Origin of the sequence: Streptomyces murinus, assembly GCF_002154555.1 — a bacterium.
Classification (GTDB): Bacteria; Actinomycetota; Actinomycetes; order Streptomycetales; family Streptomycetaceae; genus Streptomyces; species Streptomyces murinus.
In genome coordinates this window covers 15724-38976 of record NZ_MUNF01000104.1, presented here as the reverse complement: position 1 = coordinate 38976, position 23253 = coordinate 15724, and the positions used below count along the sequence as shown (strand labels likewise).

General features: G+C 73.2%; 25 protein-coding genes and 1 pseudogene. 14 read left to right on the top strand and 12 right to left on the bottom strand.

Features of this window, described 5'->3' with window-relative positions:
• Nucleotides 1-181: 181 nt before the first annotated feature.
• Both CCN72_RS08630 and CCN72_RS08625 read left to right on the top strand, forming a co-directional pair.
• Nucleotides 182-1198, top strand: a pseudogene (locus CCN72_RS08630) (alpha/beta hydrolase); the annotation flags it as partial.
• Nucleotides 1199-1378: 180 nt separating this feature from the next.
• The gene (locus tag CCN72_RS08625; RefSeq protein ID WP_208637948.1) at nt 1379-2800 is read left to right on the top strand and encodes a hypothetical protein; all 1422 of its coding nucleotides are present in this window, start codon (nt 1379-1381) and stop codon (nt 2798-2800) included.
• Nucleotides 2801-2845: 45 nt separating this feature from the next.
• Here the strand turns inward: CCN72_RS08625 and CCN72_RS08620 are convergent, their stop codons facing one another.
• Nucleotides 2846-3259, bottom strand: coding sequence for a VOC family protein (locus CCN72_RS08620; protein WP_086806991.1), 414 nt, complete (start codon nt 3257-3259; stop codon nt 2846-2848).
• A 200-nt stretch (nt 3260-3459) separates the two neighbouring features.
• Between CCN72_RS08620 and CCN72_RS08615 the strand changes: the two genes are divergently transcribed.
• The 3 genes from CCN72_RS08615 to CCN72_RS08605 all read left to right on the top strand — a co-directional run bounded on the left by CCN72_RS08615 (nt 3460) and on the right by CCN72_RS08605 (nt 6536).
• The gene (locus CCN72_RS08615) at nt 3460-5058 is read left to right on the top strand and encodes an ABC-F family ATP-binding cassette domain-containing protein (RefSeq protein WP_086806990.1); all 1599 of its coding nucleotides are present in this window, start codon (nt 3460-3462) and stop codon (nt 5056-5058) included.
• Between the two features lie 335 nt (nt 5059-5393).
• The gene (locus tag CCN72_RS08610; RefSeq protein ID WP_004002281.1) at nt 5394-5615 is read left to right on the top strand and encodes a helix-turn-helix domain-containing protein; all 222 of its coding nucleotides are present in this window, start codon (nt 5394-5396) and stop codon (nt 5613-5615) included.
• Between the two features lie 117 nt (nt 5616-5732).
• Nucleotides 5733-6536, top strand: coding sequence for an enoyl-CoA hydratase/isomerase family protein (locus CCN72_RS08605; RefSeq protein ID WP_086806989.1), 804 nt, complete (start codon nt 5733-5735; stop codon nt 6534-6536).
• Nucleotides 6537-6539: 3 nt separating this feature from the next.
• On the opposite strand, the gene CCN72_RS08600 is transcribed toward CCN72_RS08605, so the two are convergent.
• Nucleotides 6540-7250 (bottom strand): nucleopolyhedrovirus P10 family protein, encoded by a 711-nt coding sequence (locus CCN72_RS08600; protein WP_086806988.1) that lies wholly within the window; start codon nt 7248-7250, stop codon nt 6540-6542.
• An 87-nt stretch (nt 7251-7337) separates the two neighbouring features.
• Between CCN72_RS08600 and CCN72_RS08595 the strand changes: the two genes are divergently transcribed.
• From CCN72_RS08595 to amaP, 5 genes are read left to right on the top strand one after another with little or no spacing between them, the layout of a single operon-like run.
• On the top strand, nt 7338-7808 hold the full coding sequence (locus CCN72_RS08595) for an Asp23/Gls24 family envelope stress response protein (protein WP_086806987.1): 471 nt from the start codon (nt 7338-7340) through the stop codon (nt 7806-7808).
• A gap of 48 nt (nt 7809-7856) precedes the next feature.
• Nucleotides 7857-8039 (top strand): hypothetical protein, encoded by a 183-nt coding sequence (locus CCN72_RS08590; protein WP_086806986.1) that lies wholly within the window; start codon nt 7857-7859, stop codon nt 8037-8039.
• Nucleotides 8036-8410 carry an Asp23/Gls24 family envelope stress response protein gene (locus CCN72_RS08585; protein ID WP_086806985.1) on the top strand — a complete coding sequence of 125 codons (375 nt, stop codon included), beginning with the start codon at nt 8036-8038 and terminating at the stop codon, nt 8408-8410. The genes CCN72_RS08590 and CCN72_RS08585 overlap by 4 nt, the downstream gene beginning before the upstream one ends.
• On the top strand, nt 8407-9000 hold the full coding sequence (locus CCN72_RS08580; protein WP_244174157.1) for a DUF6286 domain-containing protein: 594 nt from the start codon (nt 8407-8409) through the stop codon (nt 8998-9000). Before CCN72_RS08585 ends, CCN72_RS08580 begins: the two co-directional genes overlap by 4 nt.
• Nucleotides 9001-9005: 5 nt before the next feature.
• Nucleotides 9006-9587: an alkaline shock response membrane anchor protein AmaP gene (gene amaP / locus CCN72_RS08575; RefSeq protein WP_086806996.1), complete on the top strand. Its 582-nt coding sequence runs from the start codon at nt 9006-9008 to the stop codon at nt 9585-9587.
• 30 nt (nt 9588-9617) lie between these two features.
• Here the strand turns inward: amaP and CCN72_RS08570 are convergent, their stop codons facing one another.
• The 5 genes from CCN72_RS08570 to CCN72_RS08550 all read right to left on the bottom strand — a co-directional run bounded on the left by CCN72_RS08570 (nt 9618) and on the right by CCN72_RS08550 (nt 14512).
• Complete coding sequence (locus CCN72_RS08570; RefSeq protein ID WP_086806984.1) at nt 9618-10373, bottom strand: SDR family oxidoreductase; 756 nt, start codon at nt 10371-10373, stop codon at nt 9618-9620.
• A gap of 5 nt (nt 10374-10378) precedes the next feature.
• Nucleotides 10379-12199: a glycoside hydrolase family 15 protein gene (locus CCN72_RS08565; protein ID WP_086806983.1), complete on the bottom strand. Its 1821-nt coding sequence runs from the start codon at nt 12197-12199 to the stop codon at nt 10379-10381.
• A 75-nt stretch (nt 12200-12274) separates the two neighbouring features.
• Nucleotides 12275-13087, bottom strand: a complete 813-nt coding sequence (locus CCN72_RS08560) for an SURF1 family cytochrome oxidase biogenesis protein (RefSeq protein WP_435855052.1) — start codon at nt 13085-13087, stop codon at nt 12275-12277.
• 62 nt (nt 13088-13149) lie between these two features.
• Nucleotides 13150-13383, bottom strand: a complete 234-nt coding sequence (locus CCN72_RS08555; RefSeq protein ID WP_078967409.1) for a hypothetical protein — start codon at nt 13381-13383, stop codon at nt 13150-13152.
• A 145-nt stretch (nt 13384-13528) separates the two neighbouring features.
• The gene (locus CCN72_RS08550; RefSeq protein WP_086806995.1) at nt 13529-14512 is read right to left on the bottom strand and encodes a DEDDh family exonuclease; all 984 of its coding nucleotides are present in this window, start codon (nt 14510-14512) and stop codon (nt 13529-13531) included.
• A 178-nt stretch (nt 14513-14690) separates the two neighbouring features.
• Between CCN72_RS08550 and CCN72_RS08545 the strand changes: the two genes are divergently transcribed.
• The gene (locus CCN72_RS08545) at nt 14691-15401 is read left to right on the top strand and encodes a VIT1/CCC1 transporter family protein (protein WP_086806981.1); all 711 of its coding nucleotides are present in this window, start codon (nt 14691-14693) and stop codon (nt 15399-15401) included.
• Nucleotides 15402-15431: 30 nt separating this feature from the next.
• Here the strand turns inward: CCN72_RS08545 and CCN72_RS08540 are convergent, their stop codons facing one another.
• The 3 genes from CCN72_RS08540 to CCN72_RS08530 all read right to left on the bottom strand — a co-directional run bounded on the left by CCN72_RS08540 (nt 15432) and on the right by CCN72_RS08530 (nt 19007).
• On the bottom strand, nt 15432-16835 hold the full coding sequence (locus CCN72_RS08540; protein WP_086806980.1) for a CoA transferase: 1404 nt from the start codon (nt 16833-16835) through the stop codon (nt 15432-15434).
• Nucleotides 16836-16861: 26 nt separating this feature from the next.
• Nucleotides 16862-17380 (bottom strand): hypothetical protein, encoded by a 519-nt coding sequence (locus tag CCN72_RS08535; RefSeq protein WP_086806979.1) that lies wholly within the window; start codon nt 17378-17380, stop codon nt 16862-16864.
• Nucleotides 17381-17444: 64 nt separating this feature from the next.
• Entirely contained in the window at nt 17445-19007 is a 1563-nt protein-coding gene (locus CCN72_RS08530) for a S8 family peptidase (RefSeq protein ID WP_086806978.1), read from the bottom strand.
• A gap of 261 nt (nt 19008-19268) precedes the next feature.
• On the opposite strand from CCN72_RS08530, the gene CCN72_RS08525 reads away from it, so the two are divergent.
• The 3 genes from CCN72_RS08525 (at nt 19269) to moaA (ending at nt 22421) form a co-directional block, all read left to right on the top strand.
• A complete protein-coding gene (locus tag CCN72_RS08525) occupies nt 19269-19625 on the top strand; it encodes a DUF485 domain-containing protein (protein ID WP_086806977.1) in 357 nt (118 codons plus the stop codon).
• On the top strand, nt 19622-21250 hold the full coding sequence (locus tag CCN72_RS08520; protein ID WP_086806976.1) for a solute symporter family protein: 1629 nt from the start codon (nt 19622-19624) through the stop codon (nt 21248-21250). The genes CCN72_RS08525 and CCN72_RS08520 overlap by 4 nt, the downstream gene beginning before the upstream one ends.
• Nucleotides 21251-21431: 181 nt before the next feature.
• Nucleotides 21432-22421, top strand: a complete 990-nt coding sequence (moaA, locus tag CCN72_RS08515; protein ID WP_086806975.1) for a GTP 3',8-cyclase MoaA — start codon at nt 21432-21434, stop codon at nt 22419-22421.
• A gap of 9 nt (nt 22422-22430) precedes the next feature.
• Here the strand turns inward: moaA and CCN72_RS08510 are convergent, their stop codons facing one another.
• The gene (locus tag CCN72_RS08510; protein WP_086806974.1) at nt 22431-22646 is read right to left on the bottom strand and encodes a hypothetical protein; all 216 of its coding nucleotides are present in this window, start codon (nt 22644-22646) and stop codon (nt 22431-22433) included.
• Between the two features lie 208 nt (nt 22647-22854).
• The gene (locus CCN72_RS08505; RefSeq protein WP_086806973.1) at nt 22855-23205 is read right to left on the bottom strand and encodes a DUF3099 domain-containing protein; all 351 of its coding nucleotides are present in this window, start codon (nt 23203-23205) and stop codon (nt 22855-22857) included.
• Nucleotides 23206-23253 lie beyond the last annotated feature (48 nt).

The following is a 23253-nucleotide window of genomic DNA, read 5'->3' as shown; positions in this document are numbered from 1 at the left end:
AGCCAGACGGAGTCGCCGGGCGCGAGGGTGCCGTGCGTCACGCCGTCCAGGCGGCGTACGACGGTGTCGGCGGTGTGCGGCGCGCTCTCCAGGACGGGTCCCACGACCGCGTGCGAGCCGTCGCCCGCGAGGCCGTAGGTGCCGGGGCGCAGCGAGGCCAGGTCCCGGGTGAGCGTGATCTGGCCGGCCGCTGCCCACCGAGCCCCGGCTCACCGTGCACGGCACCGCGGCCGGCCAGATCACGCTCACCCGGGACCTGGCCTCGCTGCGCCCCGGCACCTACGGCCTCGCGGGCGACGGCTCGCACGCGGTCGTGGGACCCGTCCTGGAGAGCGCGCCGCACACCGCCGACACCGTCGTACGCCGCCTGGACGGCGTGACGCACGGCACCCTCGCGCCCGGCGACTCCGTCTGGCTCACCCCCAATGTGCACGTCGGCAACCCGCGCACCGCGCTCGGCCTCGACCACGCCGACGTGGACGTGCCCGGCGAACTCGGCGCGCTGCCCGCCTGGTTCCTGCCCGGCGACCGGGACACCTGGGTGATCGCCGTGCACGGCCTGGGCACCACCCGCGAGCACGCCATGAACGTGATGAGCTTCCTGCGCGCCCGCAGGCTTCCGGTTCTGGCCCTCGCCTACCGCGGCGACCTCGGCGCGCCCCGCCCCGCGGACGGCCTGAACCACCTCGGCGAGACCGAGTGGCGCGACGTGGACGCGGCGATCCGCTACGCCGTGCGCTACGGCGCACGCCGCGTCGTCCTGCTCGGCTGGTCCACCGGCGCCACCATGGCGCTGCGCGCCGCCGAGCACTCCGCCGTGCGCGAGCACATCGCCGGACTGATCCTCGACTCGCCGGTGCTCAGCTGGGAGGCCACGCTGCGCGCCCTCGCCCGCGCCCGGCACACCCCCGCCCCGCTGCTGCCGCTCGCGGTCCGCGCCGCCCAGGGCCGCGCCGGGCTGCACGCCGACCGGGTCGCCGAGATCACCGACCCCGAGCGGCTCGCCGTTCCCACCCTGATCATCCACGGCCCCGGCGACCGGGTCGCCCCCTGGGAGTTCTCCCGGCTGCTCGCCGCCCGCCGCCCCGACCGCGTCGCCCTGCACACCGTGCCGAACGCCCCGCACGCGGCGATGTGGAACCCGGACCCACCGGCGTACGAGGAACGGCTACGGCGCTTTCTGACCCCGCTGATGTAACGGCGTACGCCGGGGCGCCCAGGGCGCACCGGGAACGGCCGGGCCCGTTCCGGTTGTGACCGTACGGTTGGCCGAAACACGCCTGCCGACCCCCTGGGGGACCCGGTGCGTTGGCCAGCCCTGTCGCCCGCCGTGACATTCCGTTTGGGTTTTCGGACCGTCAACCGGAAGACTGCTCCTGTGACGTCCCGTATCCCGCGCGACTCCAGGCTCCGACTCGTCCGACCTCGACCCCTGGCCGCCGCCCCCGCAGCTGTGAACCAGCGGCGCCCGCGCCGCCCCGCACCCCGGCCGCCGGAGGGCACACCCGCGCCCGCCGAGCTGGCCAAAATGGCCCGCACCGGGCTGGCCGGCGCGGTCCGCGTCGCCCGCTGGGCGGACAACGCCCTGGGCCCCGGCCGTGACGCCGCAACCGCCGACGGCAAGGCCACCCTCTCCGCCGCCACCGCCGACCGCGCGGCCGCCGACCTCGGGCTCACCCCCGAGCAGATCCGCGCCGACTGGGACACCGCACGCCTGGCCGGACTGGTCGAGGTGCACGGCGACAGCGCGCGCCCCGGCTGGCGGCTGCGCGCCTGGGACCGGGACGACAGCGCCGTGCTGCGCGGCTGGGTCGCCCTCTTCGACGCCTGGTCGCTCGCGCTGCCCGAACCCGAGGCACACGAGCCGGCCGCCGTCGCGGAGGCCGTCTCCGCCATGCCGCAGGTGCTCTCCTTCCTCCAGCTGTCCGCCGGGCCCGTCCCGGTCGAACAGCTGCTCGACCTGCTGCAGCAGCGGGTCACCGAGCTGCGCACCGAACGCTGCGAGGTCTCCTACGAGCCCGGCACCGAGCCCCCCGTCGAAGCCGCCGCCGAGCCCACCGGGACGCCGGACGCCCCGCCCGACTCCCTCGCGCCGCTCCTCGACTGGGCGCTGGAGGCCCTCGCCTCCGTCGGCGCCCTCACCTGCGACGCCGGCCAGGCCACCCTCACCCCGCTGGGCAGCTGGGCGGTGTGGGTCAAGCTGGAGCAGATCTGCGTGGCCGCGCAGAGCCCGGCAGGCAACATCGAGCAGTCCGCCGAGGACATGCTGCGCGGCTGCGCCCAGCTGCGCCCCAACGCGGCCCGCGCCGAGTACCGCGCCTGGCTCGCCGCCCGCACCGTCGGCAGTGCCGTCAGCGAGCTGATCGACGCGGCCCGCGGCGAGGACGCCCTGCTGCGCGGGCTGGCCTTCGAGGCGCTGCGCGTGGTCGGCGCCCCCGCCGAGCCCGACGTACGCGCGGTGGTGGACGAGCCGACACTGCGGCCGTACGCCCTGCTGTGGCTCGCCGAGCACGACGGTCTCGACCCGGAGGACGCCCACGAGGTGCTCACCCGCGAGGAGGCCACCTGGCTCTGGGTGGACACCGCCGCGGCCGTCGCCGACCACGGCGAGGCGCCGATGCTGGTACGGCACCTGGAGTCCGCGGTGCAGCCCACCGTGCCCCGGCTGCTCGACGAGGTCCGCGCCGTCGGCCACCCGCGCACCGTGCAGGTCCTGGTCGCCCTCGCCGCCGCCCACCCCGACCCGGCCCTGGCCAAGGCCGTGCGCCGGGCCGCGTTCCAGGTGCACACCGGCGGCTGAGGCCGTACGTCGGCGGGTGACGGTGACGCACCCGCCGGGGACGGCTCAGACGCCGATCTCCGGCGCGTACGTCCCGAAGCTCCAGACGTTGCCCTCGACGTCCCGGGCCAGATAGTCCCGCGAGCCGTAGTCCTGGTCCGTCGGGGGCATGAGGATCTCCACGCCGTACGCCGCGGCCCGCCGGTGGTGGACGTCCACGTCGTCCACCACGACATAGATCCCGGCGGGCCCCGCCTGCCGCATCGCCGCCTCGAAGGGCCCGCCGCGGCCCCTGGAGGCGATCATCACCGCGCCGTTGCCCTGGACCAGCTCGGCGTGCAGCACCTTTCCGTCGGCCGCCTCGTACACGGTCAGCTCGGTGAAGCCGAGGCCCTGTGTGAGCTGCCGGATCGCCGCCTTCGCGTCCGTGTACAGCAGCGTCGGACAGATGCCCGGCCGCCCTCCGCCCATCGATGCCATGCGGATCACTCCTCCCGTGGCTCCCGGGAATTTCTCCCCGGTCCGCCGCCCGGGGATGCGGGTGCGGGGGCGCGGACGCGGGAAAACGGCTTGCACGGCCCCGTTAGACTTCTTCCCATGGCCATTCTCCTCGCGCATTAGACGGCGGGAACGTCCTCAGCCGCCCACCCGCCAACCTCTGTACGCCCAGGAGTCTGTCCGTGATCTCCGCCACCGGAATCGAGCTGCGCGCCGGCGCCCGCATCCTCATCGAGAACGCCACCTTCCGGGTGGCCAAGGGTGACCGCATCGGCCTCGTCGGCCGCAATGGCGCAGGCAAGACCACCCTCACCAAGTGCCTGGCCGGCGAGGGCATCCCCGCGGCCGGCACCATCACCCGCTCCGGCGAGGTCGGCTACCTCCCGCAGGACCCCCGCACCGGCGACCTGGACGTCCTCGCCCGCGACCGCATCCTGTCCGCGCGCGGCCTGGACGTGCTGCTGCGCAAGATGCGGGAGAACGAGGAGCGGATCGCCAACGGCAAGGGCGCCACCCGCGACAAGGCGATGAAGCAGTACGAGCGCCAGGAGACCGAGTTCCTCACCAAGGGCGGGTACGCCGCCGAGGCCGAGGCCGCCACCATCGCCGCCGCGCTGAACCTGCCCGACCGGGTGCTCGGCCAGCCGCTGCACACCCTCTCCGGTGGCCAGCGCCGCCGTATCGAGCTGGCCCGGATCCTGTTCTCGGACGCGGACACCCTGCTCCTGGACGAGCCGACCAACCACCTCGACGCCGACTCGATCATCTGGCTGCGGGACTACCTGAAGACCTACCGCGGCGGCTTCATCGTGATCTCCCACGACGTCGACCTGGTCGAGACGGTCGTCAACAAGGTGTTCTACCTGGACGCCAACCGCTCGAACATCGACGTCTACAACATGGGCTGGAAGCTCTACCAGCAGCAGCGCGAGGCCGACGAGAAGCGCCGCAAGCGCGAGCGGGCCAACGCCGAGAAGAAGGCCGCCGTCCTGAACGCGCAGGCCGACAAGATGCGCGCCAAGGCCACCAAGACGGTCGCCGCGCAGAACATGGCCCGCCGCGCCGACAAGCTGCTCTCCGGTCTGGAGGCGGTCCGCCAGTCCGACAAGGTCGCCAAGCTCCGCTTCCCCGAGCCCGCGCCCTGCGGCAAGACCCCGCTGATGGCCGAGGGCCTGTCGAAGTCGTACGGCTCGCTGGAGATCTTCACCGACGTCGACCTCGCGATCGACAAGGGCTCCCGGGTCGTCATCCTCGGTCTGAACGGCGCGGGCAAGACGACCCTGCTGCGGCTGCTCGGCGGTGCTGAGAAGCCCGACACCGGCGAGGTCGTCCCCGGTCACGGCCTCAAGCTCGGCTACTACGCGCAGGAGCACGAGACCCTCGACCCCGGGCGCACCGTCCTGGAGAACATGCGCTCGGCCGCCCCGGACATGGACCTGGTCGAGGTCCGCAAGGTGCTCGGCTCGTTCCTGTTCTCCGGCGACGACGTGGACAAGCCCGCGGGCGTCCTGTCCGGCGGCGAGAAGACCCGGCTCGCGCTCGCGACCCTGGTGGTCTCCTCCGCCAATGTGCTGCTGCTGGACGAGCCGACCAACAACCTCGACCCGGCCAGCCGCGAGGAGATCCTCGGCGCGCTGCGCACCTACAAGGGCGCCGTCGTCCTCGTCACCCACGACGAGGGTGCCGTGGAGGCGCTCCAGCCCGAGCGGATCATCCTGCTGCCCGACGGCGTCGAGGACCTCTGGGGCTCCGACTACGCGGACCTCGTCGCCCTGGCGTGATCGAAAGTCTGATCCACTGAGTATGGATCATTCGGCCGAGCCGTGATCCACCATCTGTGTGAGATCTCCTCATACCAGGGTGTGTCGTACACCGATTTCCCGGCCGATCCCTTGTCCAGCAAGGGGTCGGCCGTGGCGCGTCTCTGACCTGGTACTTCGTGGACCCACCCGTTCGGCCCTGTCGACGGCGACGGCTGGAATTCGGCATTCCGCTTGTGGGGATCCGCTCCTGTCGTCACAACGATGTCTCACCGACCTTGCCGAATGGGTGGCCATCACGCCCCGGAGGGGTGATCATGAGGAGACCAGAGCGCACTTCCCATGAGGAGGCACGGGTGGCCGAGACTCTGAAGAAGGGCAGCCGGGTGACCGGCGCCGCGCGCGACAAGCTCGCGGCAGACCTGAAGAAGAAGTACGACTCCGGTGCGAGCATCCGGGCACTGGCCGAAGAGACCGGCCGCTCGTATGGCTTCGTACACCGGATGCTCAGCGAGTCGGGCGTCACGCTGCGAGGGCGTGGCGGAGCGACCCGGGGCAAGAAGGCCGCATCGTCCTGACTCCGGGCGGCCCATCGGCTTCGATGGTGGCCACCCGGTCGGCGATCCGACCGGCCGGGTGGTTACTGTGCAGTCACTTAGCTCTGCTTCGCTGACCGCACCCATCGGAGGCGCCCCATGGCCACGCCCGACCAGGACCTCGCTCCTGTACTCGACAAGGACGGCGTACGGCTCACCGTCGACGACGCGATCGCCACGGTGACGCTGACGAATCCGGCCAAGCGCAACGTACAGAGCCCCGCCCTGTGGCGGGCGCTCGCCGAGGCCGGCCGGCTGCTGCCGGGCTCCGTCCGTGTCGTGGTGCTGCGCGGCGAGGGCAAGTCCTTCTCCGCCGGGCTGGACCGACAGATGTTCACCCCGGAGGGGATTCCGGGCGAGCCGACCTTCACCGATATCGCGCGTCGTGACGACGCCGGGCTCGACGCGACCATCGCCGAATTCCAGGAGGCGTTCACCTGGTGGCGACGCAATGACATCGTGTCCGTCGCCGCCGTACAAGGACATGCCATCGGTGCCGGGTTCCAGCTGGCGCTCGCCTGCGACCTGCGGATCGTCGCCGACGATGTGCAGTTCGCCATGCGCGAGACCAGCCTCGGCATCGTTCCCGACCTGGCCGGCACGCATCCGCTGGTCGGCCTGGTCGGGTATGCCCGCGCGCTGGAGATCTGCGTGACCGGGCGGTTCGTCGGCGCGCAGGAGTCGGTGGCCTCGGGCCTGGCCAACCTGGCCGTCGCCGGGGACGAACTCGACGGCGCCGTACGCGATCTGACCGCCGCGCTGGTGGCCGCGCCGCGGGACGCCGTGGTCGAGACCAAGGCACTGCTCAGCGGTGCGGCCGGCCGTTCGTACGACGAACAGCGCTCCGCCGAGCGCGGGGCTCAGGCACGCCGGCTGCGCGACCTGGCCGGCATCGGCGAATAGGGCTCAGCCCACCGAAGTGACCAGGACGGCCACCGTCGGCCTGTCCTCCAGCGCGTCCCGTACGACCGCGCGCACCCGCCGGGCCACCTCCACGGTCCGGTGGGTCGCGTCGGTCGCCAGGTCCACCCGCACATGACGGTGCGCAAGGGCGGCCGTGCCGTCCGTCCGCTCCTCGACGCGGACCGCCCGTCCCGGGCCGGTCAGCCGGACGACCCCCGGCACCGCGAGCGCCGCCTCGGCCGCGCGCAGCTCGGACAGGTCCGTCGCCTCCCGGGCCTCCGGTGGCCGCGGCGGCCGTACCTCCACCAGCCGCCCGTCCGGCTCCAGCAGCTCCGTGATCCGCAGGTCCACCTCCGTCACCGCCAGGCCGAGACGCTCGGCCGCCGCCGTCGCGAGCAGCTCCCGCAGCCGCTCCGCGGTGGCCGGCAGCGGTTCGACGGCGGTCGCCGCGAAGTCCGCCGTCACCCGCAGGGCGCCCGGCGGCAGCGCGCTCGGCGGGGCCGGTACGACGGGCTCGGCCACCCGCTGCGGGTCGGCGAGCCCGATCCGCAGCGCGCCAAGGCGCACCCCGGGCAGACCGTCCGCCGCCGCGCCGCGCAGGACCGCGCCCGCCGCGTCCTCCGCGATCCACGCGCCGTCCTCCGGCTCACCCAACGGCAGCATCCTGCCGAGCCCGACGTGATGCCTTACGACCTGGGTCCACGCGTCCGTCATTCCTCCAGCCTGCCGCATCCCCGGCGCGCGGTCGCGCAACCTTGCTTACGGTGGTCCAAGGAGGACGACCGAAAGGGACGTACGGCGATGACCGACATGACGACGACCCCCGAAGGCGGCGGCGAGCCGCACACGTCGACCCGGAAGGCCGTCCGGCGCGGCGGCGGGGATCCGTCCACCCGGGGACGGACCACCATCGCCGACGGCGTGGTGGAGAAGATCGCCGGGCTGGCCGCCCGGGACGTGATCGGTGTGCACGCGATGGGCGGCGGCTTCGCCCGCACCCTCGGCGCGGTGCGCGACCGGGTGCCCGGCGGCTCCAAGTCGGTGACCCGTGGAGTGAAGGCCGAGGTCGGAGAGGTGCAGACCGCCCTCGACCTGGAGATCGTGGTGGACTACGGCGTCTCCATCGGCGATGTCGCCGGTGCCGTGCGCGAGAACGTGGTCGCCGCGGTGGAGCGGATGACCGGCCTGGAGGTCGTCGAGGTCAACATCGCGGTCAGCGACGTCAAGCTGCCCGACGAGGAGGAGGACGAGCCGGAGCCCCGGCTCCAGTGACCGGGCCCGCGCCGGACCCCGTACACCCGACGAGCTGAGGAGCGCTGCATGAGCACGGCCATGATCGGCATGATCGCCGGAATGGCGCTGGGGTTCGCCGGGTACTTCGGCGGGTTCGGCGCGTTTTTGCTGGTGGCGGCGCTGGGCGCCGTCGGGTTCGTGGTCGGCCGCCTCGCGGAGGGCGACCTGGATCTCGGTGACTTCTTCCGCAGCCGCGATCGGCGGCGGTGACCGCCGTGACCACCGGGACCGGGGCGGTACGACACCCGCCGGCCCGGGTGCCGCCCGGAGAACGGGGCGCCACCCGGGTCGCCGACCGCGTCGTGGCGAAGGTCGCCGCGCAGGCCGCCCGCGAGGCCCTGGGCCCGCCGCCCGCCGACGCCGGGGCGCCGCACGCCACGGTGGTCGTCCACCACGACACCGCCCGGATCCGCGTCGATCTCGAACTCGGCTACCCCTGCGACATCGGCGCCCGCTGCGCCGCCGTGCGCCGCCATGTCACGGAGCGGGTGGGCGAGCTGGTGAACCTGACGGTCTCCGAGGTCGCCGTCCACATCGAGCGGCTGCACCCACCGACGGCCGCGGGCGGAAGGACGCGATGAGCCAGGTCACCCTCGACAAGAACACCGACGCCCCCGCGGACGCGGGCGGCAGCGGCCGCTTCTGGGCGCCGCGCCGGGTCCCCGCGGGCATCGTCGCCGTGCTGCTGCTGGCCGGCGCGGGCCTGCTGCTCTACGACATCGTCGCGGTCCGCGCCCACCGGCCCGCGATGCGCTTGCGCCGCGTGCTGGCCCGCCAGCTGGCCGAACGGCCCCTGGACAACACCTGGGTACTGGCCGGCGCGGCCCTCGCGGTGGCCCTCGGCCTGTGGTTGCTCGCCCTCGCGCTCACCCCGGGACACCGCTCCCTGCTGCCGATGCGCCGCCCGCACCCGGACGTCCGCGCGGGGCTCAAACGGGACGCGGCGGCCCAGGTGCTGCGCGACCGCGCCATGGACGTGTCCGGCGTACGGTCCGTACGGGTACGGATGCGCCGCCGCAAGGCCGCCGTCCGCGCCGTCTCGCACTTCCGTGAACTGGACGACGTCCGCGCCGACCTGGACACCACCCTCACCGAGGCGATCCACGGCCTCGGCCTGACCCATACGCCCCGGCTCGCCCTGCGGGTGGGCCGGGCCGCGCGGAAGGGGTGACGGCGATGCGCTCCGGGCGGCTCAACCGCGTCCTGCTCGCCCTGGCCGGACTGATCCTGCTGGCCCTCGGCGGCTCGGTGCTCGCCGTCGGCCTCGGCGTCCGGCCGCCCTCCTGGTGGATCCACGGCGGCCCGCACGACGTCGTGCTCAGCCATGCCGAGCGCACCCACTACCGGGCCGCCGACTGGTGGTGGCCCGCGCTCATCGCCGCCCTGGCCCTTCTCGTGCTGGGGGCCCTGTGGTGGCTGACCGCGCTCCTGCGCCGGCACCGCCTCGCCGAGATCCGGGTGGACACCGGCGACGGCGCCGCCGCCGTCCTGCGGGCCAGGGCACTGGAGAGCGCCCTGGCCGAGGAGGCCGCCGCGGGACCCGGAGTGGCCCATGCCCAGGTGCGGTTGCGGGGCCGGCGCAAGAAGCCCAGGGCGCGGGCCCTGCTGCGGCTGGCCCCCGAGGTGGACCCGTCGACCGCGCTGGCCGACTTCACCTCCGGGCCCCTGGCCCACGCCCGCGAGTCGGCGGGTCTGGCCTCCCTCCCGGCGGAGGTCCGCCTCGGCGCGGTCAAGCACCGGGCGGAGCGGGTCACTTGAGCGGTTCGCGGAGGGGCGGGGCCTTCGGGCTCAGAACCCGTGCCGCATCCCGCCGTCCACCGGCACCATGATGCCCGTCAGATAGGACGCCGCCGGGGACAGCAGGAAGGCCGCGACCCTGCCGAACTCCTCCGGGGCGCCGTAGCGGCGCAGCGGGATGCGGGACTCGTTGGCGGCGCGGGTGGCCTCGGGGTCGGCGGACAGGGCGTCCAGCTCGCGCACCCGGTCCGTGTCGATACGGGCCGGGAGCAGGCCCAGCACCCGGATGCCGCGCGGACCCAGCTCGTCCGCGAGGGACTTGGCGAAACCGGCGAGCCCGGGGCGCAGCCCGTTGGAGATCGTCAGCGCCGGGATCGGCTCGTGCACCGAGCCGGACAGCACGAAGCCGATGACACCGCCCTCGTCCAGCTCGGCCGCCGCCGCGCGGGCGAGCCGCACCGCGCCGAGGAAGACGGACTCGAACGCCCCGCGCCACTGCTCGTCGGTGTTGTCGGCGACGAAACCGGGCGGCGGGCCGCCCACGCTCACCAGCACCCCGTGGAAGCCGCCGAAGCGCTCACGGGCGGTCTCGATCAGCCGCTCGGGCGCCTGCTCGTCGGCGTTGTCCATGGCCACGCCCACCGCGTTCGGGCCCAGTTCGGCGGCGGCGGCCGTCGCCCGCTGCTCGTCCCGGCCGGTGATCACCACCTTCGCGCCGTCCGCGACGAGCTGCCGCGCGGCCGCGTTGCCCAGGCCGCGGGTGGCCCCGGTGACGATGTACACCCGGTCCTTCAGTCCAAGATCCATGGCCCCTATCCTGCCTCCTCGGTCCCGAACAGTGTGAGGGCGGAGTTCACCAGGCCGAGATGGCTGAACGCCTGCGGGAAGTTGCCCAGCTGGCGGTCCGCGCCGGGGTCGTACTCCTCGGCCAGCAGCCCCACGTCGTTGGCCACCCGCACCAGCCGTTCGAACAGCTCCCGGGCCTCCTTCGGGCGGCCGGTCAGATGCAGGGCGTCCACCAGCCAGAACGAGCAGGCGAGGAACGCGCCTTCGCCGCCCGGCAGCCCGTCGACCACCGAGTCGTCGTCCTCCTCGGAGTCGTAGCGGCGCAGAAAGCCGTCGTGGCCGAGGTCGGCGCGGATGGCGTCGACGGTGCCGATCACCCGGGGATCGTCCGGCGGCAGGAAGCCGACGCGGGGGATGAGCAGCAGGGCGGCGTCCAGTTCGCGGGAGCCGTAGGACTGGGTGAAGGTGTTGCGCCCCGGGTCGTAGCCCTTCTCGCAGACCTCCCGGTGGACCTCCTCCCGCAGCCGCCGCCAGCCGGCCAGGTCGCCGCTGGTCTCCTGGCGCTGTTCGAGGGTCTTCACCGCCCGGTCGGCGGCCACCCACACCATCACCTTGGAGTGCACGAAGTGGCGCCGCCCGCCGCGCACCTCCCACAGGCCTTGGTCCGGCTGCCGCCACGCCGACGCCAGGAAGTCCATCAGCGCCCGCTGGATGGACCACATGTGCGGCCGGGTGGGCAGGCCCGCGCTCCGGGCCAGCGACAGCGAGTCCATCACCTCGCCGTACACATCGAGCTGGAGCTGCTCCACGGCGCCGTTGCCGGTGCGCACCGGGGAGGAGCCGGCGAAGCCGGGCAGCCAGGGCAGCTCGGCCTCCGGCAGGCGCCGCTCGCCCGCGACGCCGTACATGATCTGGAGGGCGGCGGGGTTGCCGGCGACCGCGCGCAGCAGCCAGTTGCGCCAGGCCTCGGCCTCCTCCTGGTAGCCCGCGGTGAGCAGCGCGCCGAGGGCGAGGGTGGAGTCGCGCAGCCAGCAGTACCGGTAGTCCCAGTTGCGCACCCCGCCCAGCCGCTCGGGCAGCGAGGTGGTGGGCGCGGCGACGATCCCGCCGGTCGGGGCGTAGGTGAGCGCCTTGAGGGTGATCAGGGAGCGGACGACCGCGTCCCGGTGCGGTCCCTCGTAACGGCAGTGCCGGGCCCAGCGCCGCCAGTCGGCGACGCTGCTCTCCAGGGCCTCGTAGGGGTCGACGAGCCGGGGGCGCCGCTCATGGGAGGGATGCCAGGTGAGCACGAACGCGACCCGCTCGCCCTCGCCGAGGGTGAACTCGGAATGGGTGCCGTAGTCCTCGCCCCAGGTGCGCACCGGCGGCTCCGAGCGCAGCCACACCGAGTCGGGGCCCGCGACCGCCACCCGGTGGCCGTCGGAGCGGCGCATCCACGGCATGATCGAGCCGTAGTCGAAGCGCAGCCGCAGGGTGCTGCGGACGGTGACCCGGCCGCTGACGCCCTCCACGATGCGCACGACATCGGGGGCGTGCTCGCGCTGCGGCATCAGATCGGTGACGCGGACCGTGCCGTCGGGGGTGTCCCACTCGGTGTCCAGGACGAGGGTGTCGGGGCGGTAGGCGCGGCGGGTGCAGACGCCCGCGTCGCCCGCGGTCTCGGGGGCGATCCGCCAGTGGCCGTGGTCCGCGCCGCCCAGCAGCCGGGCGAAGCAGGCGCCGGAGTCGAAGCGGGGCAGGCACAGCCAGTCGATCGAGCCGTCCCTGCCGACCAGCGCCGCAGTCTGCTCGTCGCCGATGAGGGCGTAGTCCTCGATCCGGGCACAGTCCCTGCTACGGGCGTTCACGGGATGCGGTTTCCCGGTGGGCCCGGGGGCCAATCAGGTGGTGCGCCGGGGGAGTGACCCGACGCCCCCGCGCGGTCAGACCGCGGCCGGTTCGCTCTCCTTGGGCCCCGGCGCCGCCGCGGTCTCCTCCTGGTCCCGGATCTCCCGGCGGAGCAGGAACCACCAGCCGACCGGGACGGCCGCCGCGAACAGCCACCACTGGATCATGTAGGCGTAGTTCAGCGGGGCGTCCTCGGTGCCGGGGTCGGAGATCTGCTCCGGGGAGCCGCCCTTGGGCGTCGGCGCGGTCTGCTCCATGTAGCCGCCGAGCACCGGCGCGCCGAGCCGGTGCGCCTCCTCGGTGCTGTTGATCAGCATGATCTGCCGGTCGGGCAGGCCCTTGAGGTTCTTGATGCCACTGGCCGCGGTGGTCTCGTCGGCCATCAGGCGGCCGCTGATGGTGGTCCGGCCGGCGGGCGGGGCGGGGATCTTCGGGAAGGCGGTCTGGGACGCGTCCGCAGCGACCCAGCCGCGGTTGACCATCAGCACCTTGCCGTCGGCGAGGTCGAACGGGGTCAGGACGTGGTAGCCGACATCGCCGTTCTCGTTGGTCCGGCGCCGGACCACTTCCGTCTTCGCGGTGTCGAAGGTGCCGGTCGCGGTGACGGTGCGGTACCTCTCGGTCCGGGTCACGGCGTGTCCGGGGGAGGACAGCCGCTCCACGGGGACCGGCTCGGCGCGCAGCGCGGAGGCGACGAGGTCGTTGCGCGCGGTGCGCTCCTCGTAGCGATGCTTCTGCCAGAAACCCAGCTTGATCATCGTCGGGATCAACGCGATCGCGACGATGGTGAGGATGACCCACTGGAGGGACAACAGGAAGCGGTAGCGATGCACCCCACGACGGTACATCCGGGCCGCGGGGTGCATTCAGGCGGGTACCGGGTCACTCCCGGTGGCGCCGGGCCGGCCGGTCACACCCGGTCGACGACCCCCGTACGGCCCTCCGCGCGGGCGCAGTGCGCGCCGCAGTACCAGTGGCCGTCCACCTCCACGCCCTGTCCGATGACCTGGACCCGGCAGTGCTCGCAGATCGGGGCCATGCGATGGATCGCACAGGAGAAGCAGTCGAAGACATGGACCGCGCCCTGGGCGTGGACCTCGAAGGTCATTCCGTAGTCATTGCCGCACACTTCGCATCTCGCCATGTGCCACAGGGTGATCCGTCGCACGGGTCGGGGCGAGAGGACGCCGGGTGAGTCGTGCGTCAATCACTCTTTCGTACGATCACCCGTCCGTGAGGTCCGCGTCCACCTGTCCGTGAGTCCGCGCCCCGCCTCGACGGCGCCGGACTCACTCGTCCGCGGGCTCGACATCCCGCAGCAGCTGTCCGAAGGCGGCCTCGTCCACGACCGGTGTGCCGAACTGCCGGGCCTTGACCACCTTGGAGGTGCCCGAGCCGGGGTCGTTGGTCACCAGCAGGCTGGTCAGCCGGGAGATGCTGGACGCCACATGCAGCCCGCACTCGGTCGCCCGGTCCTCCAGCAGCTCACGCTCGGTGGAGGTGTCACCGGAGAACGCCACCCGCATGCCCTGTTTGAGAGGTTTGCCGTCTTCATAGCGGCCCGGGTTGGGATAGGGGCATGCGGGCCTTTTGCGTGAGGGGCGCCAACTGCCCGCGCGGTAGCCGCCGTAGCCGGGGGCGGACTGCCGGGGCACCGGCGCGTCCGACCACTCCGTCAGCGAGCGGCACTCCAGCAGCGGCAGCCGTACGCCGCCCGCCGCCGCGGCCCGCAGACTGGGCCGGAACGCCTCCGCGAGCACCCGCGCGTCGTCCAGCGCGTGGTGCGCCCGCTGCTGCACCACACCGAAGTGCGCGGCGAGCGACTCCAGCTTGTGGTTGGGCAGCGGCAGCCCCAGCTCCTTCGACAGCGCGATGGTGCACAGCCGCTGGCGCACCGGTGCCTGGCGCTCGGCGCGCGCGTACTCCCGCGCGATCATCTGCCAGTCGAAGACCGCGTTGTGTGCGACCAGCACCCGGCCGTCCAGGCGGGCCGCGAACTCCTCGGCGATGTCCGCGAACAGCGGCGCGCCCTGAAGCACCTCGCTCGTCAGACCGTGTATCCACACGGGTCCCGGATCGCGCTCCGGGTTGACGAGGGTGTACCAGTGGTCCTCGACCTCGCCGCGCGCGTCCAGCCGGTAGACGGCGGCGGAGATGATCCGGTCGTGCCGGGCCAGGCCGGTGGTCTCCACGTCAACGACCGCGTATCCCTGGGGATACGCGGTCGGCCACTGGGTGGCGGAGGACACTGCGGTCGCACGGTCTTCGAGCATGGTCATTGAGGATACGGGCCGCGACCGACATCTCCGCCCCACAGGTCCCCCCGGGCTGGTCCGCCTGGCTGCCGGCGCGGCCCCCGTCCGCGCCGAACGGCCCTTTCCCCCGGGCCTGTTGTCGCTCCGTGGAGCGTCGGAGCGGTGCGGGCCCGCCCGGAGTGCGATCCTCGCTGCTGTGACGGAACCCAAGCACGAGGAGAACCACGGCGGCGCGCTCGGCTCGCGGCTGAACTGGCTGCGCGCCGCCGTGCTGGGCGCGAACGACGGCATCGTCTCCACCGCGGGCCTCGTCGTCGGCGTGGCCGGTGCGACCGGGAGCCGTGCCGCGCTGCTCACCGCGGGCCTCGCCGGGCTGCTCGCCGGATCGATGTCCATGGCGGCGGGCGAGTACGTCTCCGTCTCCACCCAGCGCGACTCCGAGCTCGCCGCCCTGGCCGTGGAGAAGCGGGAACTGCGCGAGCAGCCCGCGGCCGAACTGCGTGAGCTGACCCAGATGCTCCAGGCGCGCGGGCTGTCCGAGGAGGTGGCCAGGGAGGCCGCCGAGCAGCTCACCGAGCGGGACGCGCTGCGCGCCCACGCCAGTGTGGAGCTGGGCATCAACCCCGACGAGCTGACCAATCCGTGGCACGCGGCCTGGGCGAGTTTCCTGGCCTTCACCGTGGGCGCGCTGCTGCCGCTGCTGGCCATCGTGCTGCCCCCGGCCGGCTGGCGGCTGCCGGTCACCGTGCTCTCCGTGCTCGCCGCGCTCGTCCTCACCGGCTGGGCCGGCGCCCGCCTCGGCGCCGCCGCCCCCCGGCGGGCGGTGCTGCGCAATGTGGGCGGCGGGGCGCTGGCGATGGCGGTCACGTACGCGGCGGGCAGCCTGCTGGGGGCGGTCGGCGTGTGACCCGGGGCGCTCGTTCCGAGGTGACCGGGCTCATGCCCAGGCGGCCCGGTCCGAACCCCATGGCGTCGGCGGGCGGGCCCAATCCGCGGGCCCGCCCGCGAAGTTCACCGGGGACAGGGCGTACCGCAGCCGGCCGAGGGGACCGTCGGCCTCGGTGAGCCAGGCGCTCTGGGGGACGTGAGCGCCCTCGTCCGCCCGCGGGGTCCCGGCCGCCTCCGGGCCGTCGTCGTACGGCATCCCGTCCGTCAGCCAGTGCGCCGTGCGGGCCAGCGCCAGCCGGACCGCACGGCCCGCGCCGTCCCGCGACCGCTCGGTCAGCGCCCGCAGGACGGCCGCCGCCAGCAGATAGCCGGTGCCGTGGTCCAGGGCCTGCGCGGGCAGCGCGCCGGGTTCCCGCGCCGAACCCTCGGTCACCGCGATACCGGTGGCGGCCTGCACCAGGCTGTCGAAGCCGCGCCGCCCGCCCCAGGGCCCGTACGCGCCCCACGCCGACACCTGCGCCACCACCAGCGCGGGGTGCCGCTCCGCGAGCGCCTCGGGGGAGAGGCCGAAGCGGTCCAGCGCGCCCGGCCGGTAGCCGGTGACCACGACGTCCGCTTCGGCCAGCAGCTCCTCGAAGGCGTCCCGGCGCGTGGCCAGGTCCAGGGTCGCGGAGCGCTTGCCGAGGCCCGTTTCGGCGTGCTGGTCGGGGAGTTCGGGCAGCCAGGGCGCGTCCAGGCGCAGCACGTCCGCACCCAGCAGGGCGAGGGTGCGGGTGGCGACCGGGCCCGCCAGGACCCGGGTCAGGTCCAGGACGCGCACTCCGGCGGCGGGCAGCAGCGGGGCGGCGGCCGCATCGAGGGGCGGCAGCGCGCGCACGGGGGCCGTACCGAGCGTCGCGCGTTCCACCAGGGGGCGGGCGGCCACCAGGGCGGCCTGTTCGGTCGCCCGCCACTCGCGCGGGGTGCGCAGGGCCACCGCGAGGCCGCCGGCGGCGTGCACCGTCTCCTCGGTCCCAAGGGCGGTGCGTCCGGCGAGCAGGGCGGCCACGGTCGCGGGCGCGGCGTCCGCGGGCAGGCCCAGCGCGTCGAGCAACCGGGCCCGGTGGTGCGGGTAGTTGGCGTGTGTGCGCACCCAGCCGTCGGCCGTGCGCCAGAACCGCGACAGGGGTGCGAAGGAGAGCGGCGCCCGCCCGTCCACCCGCAGCAGCCGCTCGCTGTGGAACGCCGCCGCCACGGCACCGTCGTCGACCCGGACCCCGGGCACCTCGGCGCGCCCGGTCCGGCGGGCCCCGAGTTCGGCGGCGGCCAGGGCGCACGCGCCGACGCAGGCACGCGCGAGCCGTCGTACGGGAAGGCGGGCCGCGAGGGTGCCGGGCCGCTCGGCCGTCGTCACCCGGGAGAGCAGGGCGGGGTCGCCGCCCAGCGCAGTCCATGCGAACGCGATATCCGTCATGACTGCACTATGCATTATTGATTCGATCAACTCTTGTATGGACTCGCTGTCGACCAGTAAAGGTGCACCTCTTTACGGACATCGGAAGGCCGCAGCTGCCAGCCCTGGGCGAGCGCGCGCTCCGCGACGTACCGGGCACCCGCGCCCCGGTAGTCGCGCAGTGGTATCCGCCAGTTCGGCGGCGCTGTCGGCCGGGACCGGGAGACCTGTGCGGTGCGGCGGGCGATCGCCCTGTCGACGTGTGCGCGGTAGTAGCCGGCGTCCCCCTCATGGCGCAGCTCGCGCAGCCCCACGCACCAGGAGGGCCACGCCGTCGGGGCCGTCAGCAGGTCGCCCTGCCGGTCGGCGGCCTTCTCGGCCCGCTCGCTGAACGCCGTGACGACGTCCATCACCGCGCCCCAGACCACGAGCACACCCAGGATCGCGAGACACAGCAGCACATGGAGCGGCACATAGAGAAGGCTCGCCACGAAGCGCGCGGCGAGCCGTCCCCGGGGCCGGACGGGCGGCGGCTCCCAAGCCGCCGGATCCTCGGAGGAGTTCATGGCTGGATCATGCCGTACGGGCGGGTGGCCGGATTTCCCCGTGCCACCCGCCCGTACGGGGGCGCTAATAGGTCACTGCGGCGAGGGCGTCCGCCATACCCCGGCCGTAGAAACCGTTGCGGTTCGCCGGACCCTGGCACACCGCGTCGACCTTGCCGTCGCCGTTGATGTCGTACGGGTCCGTGCACGGCGTGGCGTCGGCCTCCGCGTACAGGAGCGCCGTGACCAGCGCGGCGGACGCATGCGGATGGGTTGACTTGATCAATGCGGCAACCCCGGCCACATGCGGGGTCGCCATGGACGTCCCCGCCATGTAGCCCCACTTGCCGCCCGGCAGGGTGCCCAGGATGAGGCCGCTGGTCGCCGGGGGCGCCGGCGTCTGGTAGACCGTCGAGTCACCGCCGGGCGCCGCGATGTCGATGACGCCCCGGCCGTAGTTGGAGTACGACGACTTGAGCCCCTTGGCGCCGGTCGCGGAGACCGTGACGACGCCGGGCAGCTGGGTCGGGATGTCGAAGCAGCGGCGCGGATCGATCACCCGGTCCGACGCGGTGCCGTCGTTGGGCGACTGCGGGTCGGTGATCGAGCCGGCGGCCAGGTCGTAGCTCTCGTTGCCCGCCGCCGCGATGTTGACCGTGCCCCGCCTCTCCGCGTACCGCGAGGCCCGGTCGACGGCGTCCACCAGCGCCCTCTGGTCCGGGTCGGTGGTGCAGTTGAAGTACCAGGGGTCGGTGAAATAGCTGTTGTTGGTCACGTCCACGTGGTGCTCGGCCGCCCAGACGAAGCCGCAGACCACGGACTCGGCGTAGAAGTACCCGTCCGGGTTCGCCACCTTGATGCCGGCCACCTTCACGCCCGGCGCCACCCCCGTCATGCCGACGCCGTTCTTCGCGGCCGCGATCTCGCCCGCCACATGAGTGCCGTGCGGGCTCTCCGAGGCACTGGGCCGCCAGGCGCCGTCGGCCGTGTCCGGCTTGCCCGACACACAGTTGACGGAGGCCGCGCGGTCGAAGTTGGGCGCGATGTCCGGGTGGGTGTCGTCCACGCCGGTGTCGATGACCCCGACCGTGACGTCCCGGCTGCCCAGCGTCTTCTCGTGCGCCTTGTCCGCCTTGATGGCGGGCAGGTCCCACTGCAACGGCTCCAGCGGGTCCTGGTCCCCGGTCGCCGCCGCCCGGGCCGCGGCCGCCTGCGCGCCGCCCAGCACCTGCGGCGTGCCCATGTCCGCGGTGGACGCGGCGGCCAGCGGGGTGTGCCGGGTGACACCGGCCGAGGCCACCCCGGGCACCGCGCGCATCAGCCGGGCGAAGTCCGGGTTCGCGGAGTGCGCGACGAGAACGCCGATCCGGTCGTAACCCACCACCAGGGTGCCGCCGTTGCGCCCGATCTCCCGGCGCACCGAGGCGAGCGTCCGGTGGTCCGTGCGGGTGTTGACCAGGTACGACAGATCGGGTCCTGGCCCCTTCGAGGTCGCCCCGGCCGAGGCTCCCGCCGAGGCCGTCGTCGCCGCGGTGGCCGGGCCGGGCGCCGCGGCGGCAGCCCCGGGCAGGAAGCCGAGCGAGGCGGTCAGCGAGAGCACGGCCGGCACGGCGAGCGACGTCCGGCGTCCGGTGCGCAGATGAGCCATGGGTTCTCCACTTCATCCCGATACGAAGCCTGCCCGAGACACGGATCGGTGCTCGGGCAGGTGCATGGCGAGTGGTGCAGGCGGAACGTATCCCGTCGTCTCCGTGACCGGCAATGACTTGGCAATGACTCAATCAGATCGCTTGCGAAAGAACTCATAGCACTTGAATCGGTCTTCGCGTGGCGCCGTGGACCTGGGCGGGGAGCGCTAGCACCATCGAGCCCCGGCCGCCCTGCCCGACCGCACCCGCGAGGAGAACCCGTGGCCACCGAGACACCGCCCCCCGCCACACCGGGGACCACCCTTCCCACCGCCGAGGAGTTCACACAGGTGCAGCAGAGCGCGGACTTCGCCGAACTGCGCCGCGCACACCGCTCGTTCGCCTTCCCGCTGACCATCGCCTTCATCGCCTGGTACCTGCTGTACGTGCTGCTCTCCAGCTACGCCGACGGGTTCATGGGCACCAAGGTCGTGGGCAACCTCAATGTCGCCCTGGTCCTCGGACTCGCCCAGTTCCTCACCACCTTCCTGATCGCCTGGTGGTACGCCCGGCACGCCGCGACCGAGCTCGACCCGAAGGCAGCGGCCATCAAGTCCCGCATGGAGAGCGCCGAATGAGCCCCGCGACCCACCCCGCTCTGCTGGCCGCCGGCGAGGCGAGCGAGCACCGGACACTGATCGTCACCCTGTTCGCCGTCTTCGTCGCCGCCACCCTCGTGATCACCGTATGGGCCGGCCGGCAGACCAAGGGCGCCGCCGACTTCTACGCGGGCGGACGGCAGTTCACCGGCTTCCAGAACGGCCTCGCCGTCTCCGGCGACTACATGTCCGCCGCGTCCTTCCTCGGCATCGCCGGCGCCATCGCCCTCTTCGGCTACGACGGCTTCCTCTACTCCATCGGCTTCCTGGTCGCCTGGCTCGTCGCACTGCTCCTGGTCGCCGAGCCGCTGCGCAACTCCGGCCGCTACACGATGGGCGACGTGCTCGCCTACCGGATGCGCCAGCGCCCCGTGCGCACGGCCGCCGGAGCCTCCACCATCGTGGTGTCGATCTTCTATCTGCTCGCCCAGATGGCCGGCGCCGGCGTCCTGGTCTCCCTGCTGCTCGGCATCACCAGCGACCTGGGCAAGATCGGCATCGTCGCCCTGGTCGGCGTCCTGATGATCGTCTACGTGACCATCGGCGGCATGAAGGGCACCACCTGGGTCCAGATGGTCAAGGCGGTGCTGCTGATGGCCGGCGCCGTCCTGCTGACCTTCCTGGTCCTCATGAAGTTCCACTTCGACGTCTCGGACCTGCTCGGCCGGGCCGCCGAGAACAGCGGCAAGGGCGCGTCGTTCCTCCAGCCCGGCCTGAAGTACGGCGCCACCGGCACCACCAAGCTGGACTTCCTCTCCCTCGGCCTCGCCCTGGTCCTCGGCACCGCGGGCCTGCCGCACATCCTGATCCGCTTCTACACGGTGCCCACCGCGAAGGCCGCCCGTAAGTCGGTGCTCTGGGCGATCGGCCTGATCGGCGTCTTCTACCTGATGACCCTCGCCCTCGGCTTCGGCGCCGCCGCGCTGATCGAACCGGCCGAGATCACCGCCTCCAACAAGGCGGGCAACACCGCGGCCCCGCTCCTCGCCCTGCACCTCGGCGGGACCGGCTCCACCTGGGGCGCCGTCCTGCTCGCCACCATCTCCGCCGTCGCCTTCGCCACCATCCTCGCCGTCGTCGCCGGCCTCACCCTCGCCTCGTCCTCCTCCTTCGCGCACGACATCTACGCGAACGTCATCAAGAGGGGGCAGGCCACCGAGAAGCAGGAACTGGGCGCGGCCCGCTGGGCGACCGTCGGCATCGGCGCGGTCTCCATCGTCCTCGGCGCCCTGGCCCGCGACCTCAACGTGGCGGGCCTGGTGGCGCTCGCCTTCGCCGTCGCCGCCTCCGCGAACCTGCCGACGATCCTCTACAGCCTCTTCTGGAAGCGCTTCACCACCGCCGGCGCCCTGTGGTCGATCTACGGCGGCCTGGTCACCGCGGTCGGCCTCGTGCTGTTCTCCCCGGTGGTCTCCGGCGGCCCGGCCTCGATGTTCCCCGGCGCCGACTTCCACTGGTTCCCGCTGGAGAATCCCGGGATCGTCTCCATCCCCGTGGGATTCCTGCTCGGCGCCGTGGGCACTCTGCTGTCGAAGGAGGCGCCGGACGCCGGCAAGTACGCGGAACTGGAGGTGCGCTCCCTGACCGGGACGGGCGCGCACTGACGCTCGTACGGCCGTCGTACCGCGGACCGCGTCGCCGGGGCCGGCGGCTCTCAGAGCTGTACGGTCCTACGACGCGGCCGCCGGACACCTCGTTCGATCGGGCCGGTGCTCCTGTCAGTGGTGTCACGTAGGCTCGCAGATGACACGGAAAAAACACCGATGATCGAGGGAGGGGGCCCACGTGCTCATCGACACGTACGGCCGCGTGGCCACCGACCTGAGGGTCTCGCTGACCGACCGGTGCAATCTGCGCTGTACGTACTGCATGCCCGAGGAGGGCTTGCAGTGGCTGGCGAAGCCCGAACTGCTCACGGACGACGAGATCGTCCGCCTCATCGACATCGCGGTGCGCCTGCTCGGCGTCGAGGAGGTCCGCTTCACGGGCGGCGAGCCCCTGCTGCGCCCCGGCCTGGTCGGCATCGTCGAGCGCGTCGCCGCCCTCGGCCCGCGCCCGCGGATGTCCCTCACCACCAACGGCATCGGCCTCGGCCGCACCGCCGCCGCCCTGAAGGCGGCGGGCCTGGACCGGGTCAATGTCTCCCTGGACACCCTGCGCCCCGATGTCTTCAAGACCCTCACCCGCCGCGACCGCCACAAGGACGTCCTCGAAGGACTCCTCGCCGCCCGCGCGGCCGATCTCACGCCCGTCAAGGTCAACAGCGTGCTGATGCCGGGGCTCAATGAGGACGAGGCTCCCGACCTGCTGGCCTGGGCCGTCGAACACGACTATGAGCTGCGGTTCATCGAGCAGATGCCGCTGGACCCGCAGCACGGCTGGAAGCGCGAGGGCATGGTCACCGCCGGTGACATCCTCGCCTCCCTGCGCACCCGCTTCGACCTCACCCCCGAGGACGCGGGCGAGCGCGGCTCGGCACCGGCGGAGCGCTGGCTGGTGGACGGCGGCCCGTACCGGGTCGGGGTGATCGCCTCGGTCACCCGCCCGTTCTGCGCGGCCTGCGACCGTACCCGGCTGACCGCCGACGGCCAGATACGCACCTGTCTGTTCGCCACCGAGGAGACCGACCTGCGCGGCGCCCTGCGCTCGGGCGCGCCCGACGAGGAGATCGCCCGGCTGTGGCGGGTGGCGATGTGGGGCAAGAAGGCGGGCGCGGGCCTGGACGACCCGTCCTTCGTCCAGCCGGACCGCCCGATGTCGGCGATCGGCGGCTGAGCGGGGGCCTCAACTCCCGCTCTGCTCCCACTCGTCGAACCGGACGACGTCCTTCAGGAACCCCCGCGCGCCCAGGAACTTCGACAGATGCTCGCGGTGCTCCTCGCAGGCGAGCCAGGTCTTGCGCCGCTCCGGCGTGTGGATCTTCGGGTTGTTCCAGGCCAGCACCCACACGGCGGCGGCGCGGCAGCCCTTGGCGGAGCAGATGGGGGTCTCGTCACTCACAGCTTCGGCTCACCAGATCGGGTGCAGAACGAGGCGACGCCGAGCAGCCACGGGGGGAGCTGCCCGGCGTCGGTCCGTCGCTCCGACGGGGGATGCGGAGCGCTTACGCAGTATGTCACGGCCGACCCGTCGCCCGGCACCGGAACTGCGTGATTGATTCTGAGCTTTTCTTGAGCATGAAATGCGACCGGCGTCCGCTTTCTTCGCGTCAGCCCTGCTCACGCGGGGGCTGCTCGTCCTCGCCGCGCGGCGCCCCGATCACCGGGCGCATCGGCGCGGTGACGAACGTCGAGGGCAGCGAGGGCGGCCGCTCACGGCCCGCGTTCGCGACCACCACGGCGATATAGGGCAGGATCGCGCCGGCCACCAACGCCACGACGGCGAAGGGCCGTTCGACATTCCACAGCGTGGCCGCGAGGATCACCGCCACCGTGCGGATCGCCATCGAGATGACGTACCGCCGCTGCCGTCCGCGCACGTCCTCGGCGAGACCGGTCCGGGCGCCGGTGATCCGGAACACCTGGCCGCCGTCGCCGTGCTGCTTCCGCGTCGCCTTCACGCGTCCTACGGTACGCCGCGCCCGCCCGGCCGACGAGACCGGGTCGCC

Excerpts from the sequence above, each read along its gene's own strand:
- CCN72_RS08555 (WP_078967409.1), bottom strand. The coding sequence starts at position 13,383 with ATGGCGAGATGCGAAGTGTGCGGCAATGACTACGGAATGACCTTCGAG.
- CCN72_RS08520 (WP_086806976.1), top strand. The coding sequence starts at position 19,622 with ATGAGCCCCGCGACCCACCCCGCTCTGCTGGCCGCCGGCGAGGCGAGC.
- CCN72_RS08605 (WP_086806989.1), top strand. The coding sequence starts at position 5,733 with ATGGCCACGCCCGACCAGGACCTCGCTCCTGTACTCGACAAGGACGGC.
- CCN72_RS08620 (WP_086806991.1), bottom strand. The coding sequence starts at position 3,259 with ATGGCATCGATGGGCGGAGGGCGGCCGGGCATCTGTCCGACGCTGCTG.
- CCN72_RS08535 (WP_086806979.1), bottom strand. The coding sequence starts at position 17,380 with ATGAACTCCTCCGAGGATCCGGCGGCTTGGGAGCCGCCGCCCGTCCGG.
- CCN72_RS08550 (WP_086806995.1), bottom strand. The coding sequence starts at position 14,512 with ATGCTCGAAGACCGTGCGACCGCAGTGTCCTCCGCCACCCAGTGGCCG.
- CCN72_RS08590 (WP_086806986.1), top strand. The coding sequence starts at position 7,857 with ATGAGCACGGCCATGATCGGCATGATCGCCGGAATGGCGCTGGGGTTC.
- CCN72_RS08595 (WP_086806987.1), top strand. The coding sequence starts at position 7,338 with ATGACCGACATGACGACGACCCCCGAAGGCGGCGGCGAGCCGCACACG.
- CCN72_RS08580 (WP_244174157.1), top strand. The coding sequence starts at position 8,407 with ATGAGCCAGGTCACCCTCGACAAGAACACCGACGCCCCCGCGGACGCG.
- CCN72_RS08560 (WP_435855052.1), bottom strand. The coding sequence starts at position 13,087 with ATGTACCGTCGTGGGGTGCATCGCTACCGCTTCCTGTTGTCCCTCCAG.
- CCN72_RS08600 (WP_086806988.1), bottom strand. The coding sequence starts at position 7,250 with ATGACGGACGCGTGGACCCAGGTCGTAAGGCATCACGTCGGGCTCGGC.
- CCN72_RS08530 (WP_086806978.1), bottom strand. The coding sequence starts at position 19,007 with ATGGCTCATCTGCGCACCGGACGCCGGACGTCGCTCGCCGTGCCGGCC.
- amaP (WP_086806996.1), top strand. The coding sequence starts at position 9,006 with ATGCGCTCCGGGCGGCTCAACCGCGTCCTGCTCGCCCTGGCCGGACTG.
- CCN72_RS08570 (WP_086806984.1), bottom strand. The coding sequence starts at position 10,373 with ATGGATCTTGGACTGAAGGACCGGGTGTACATCGTCACCGGGGCCACC.
- CCN72_RS08540 (WP_086806980.1), bottom strand. The coding sequence starts at position 16,835 with ATGACGGATATCGCGTTCGCATGGACTGCGCTGGGCGGCGACCCCGCC.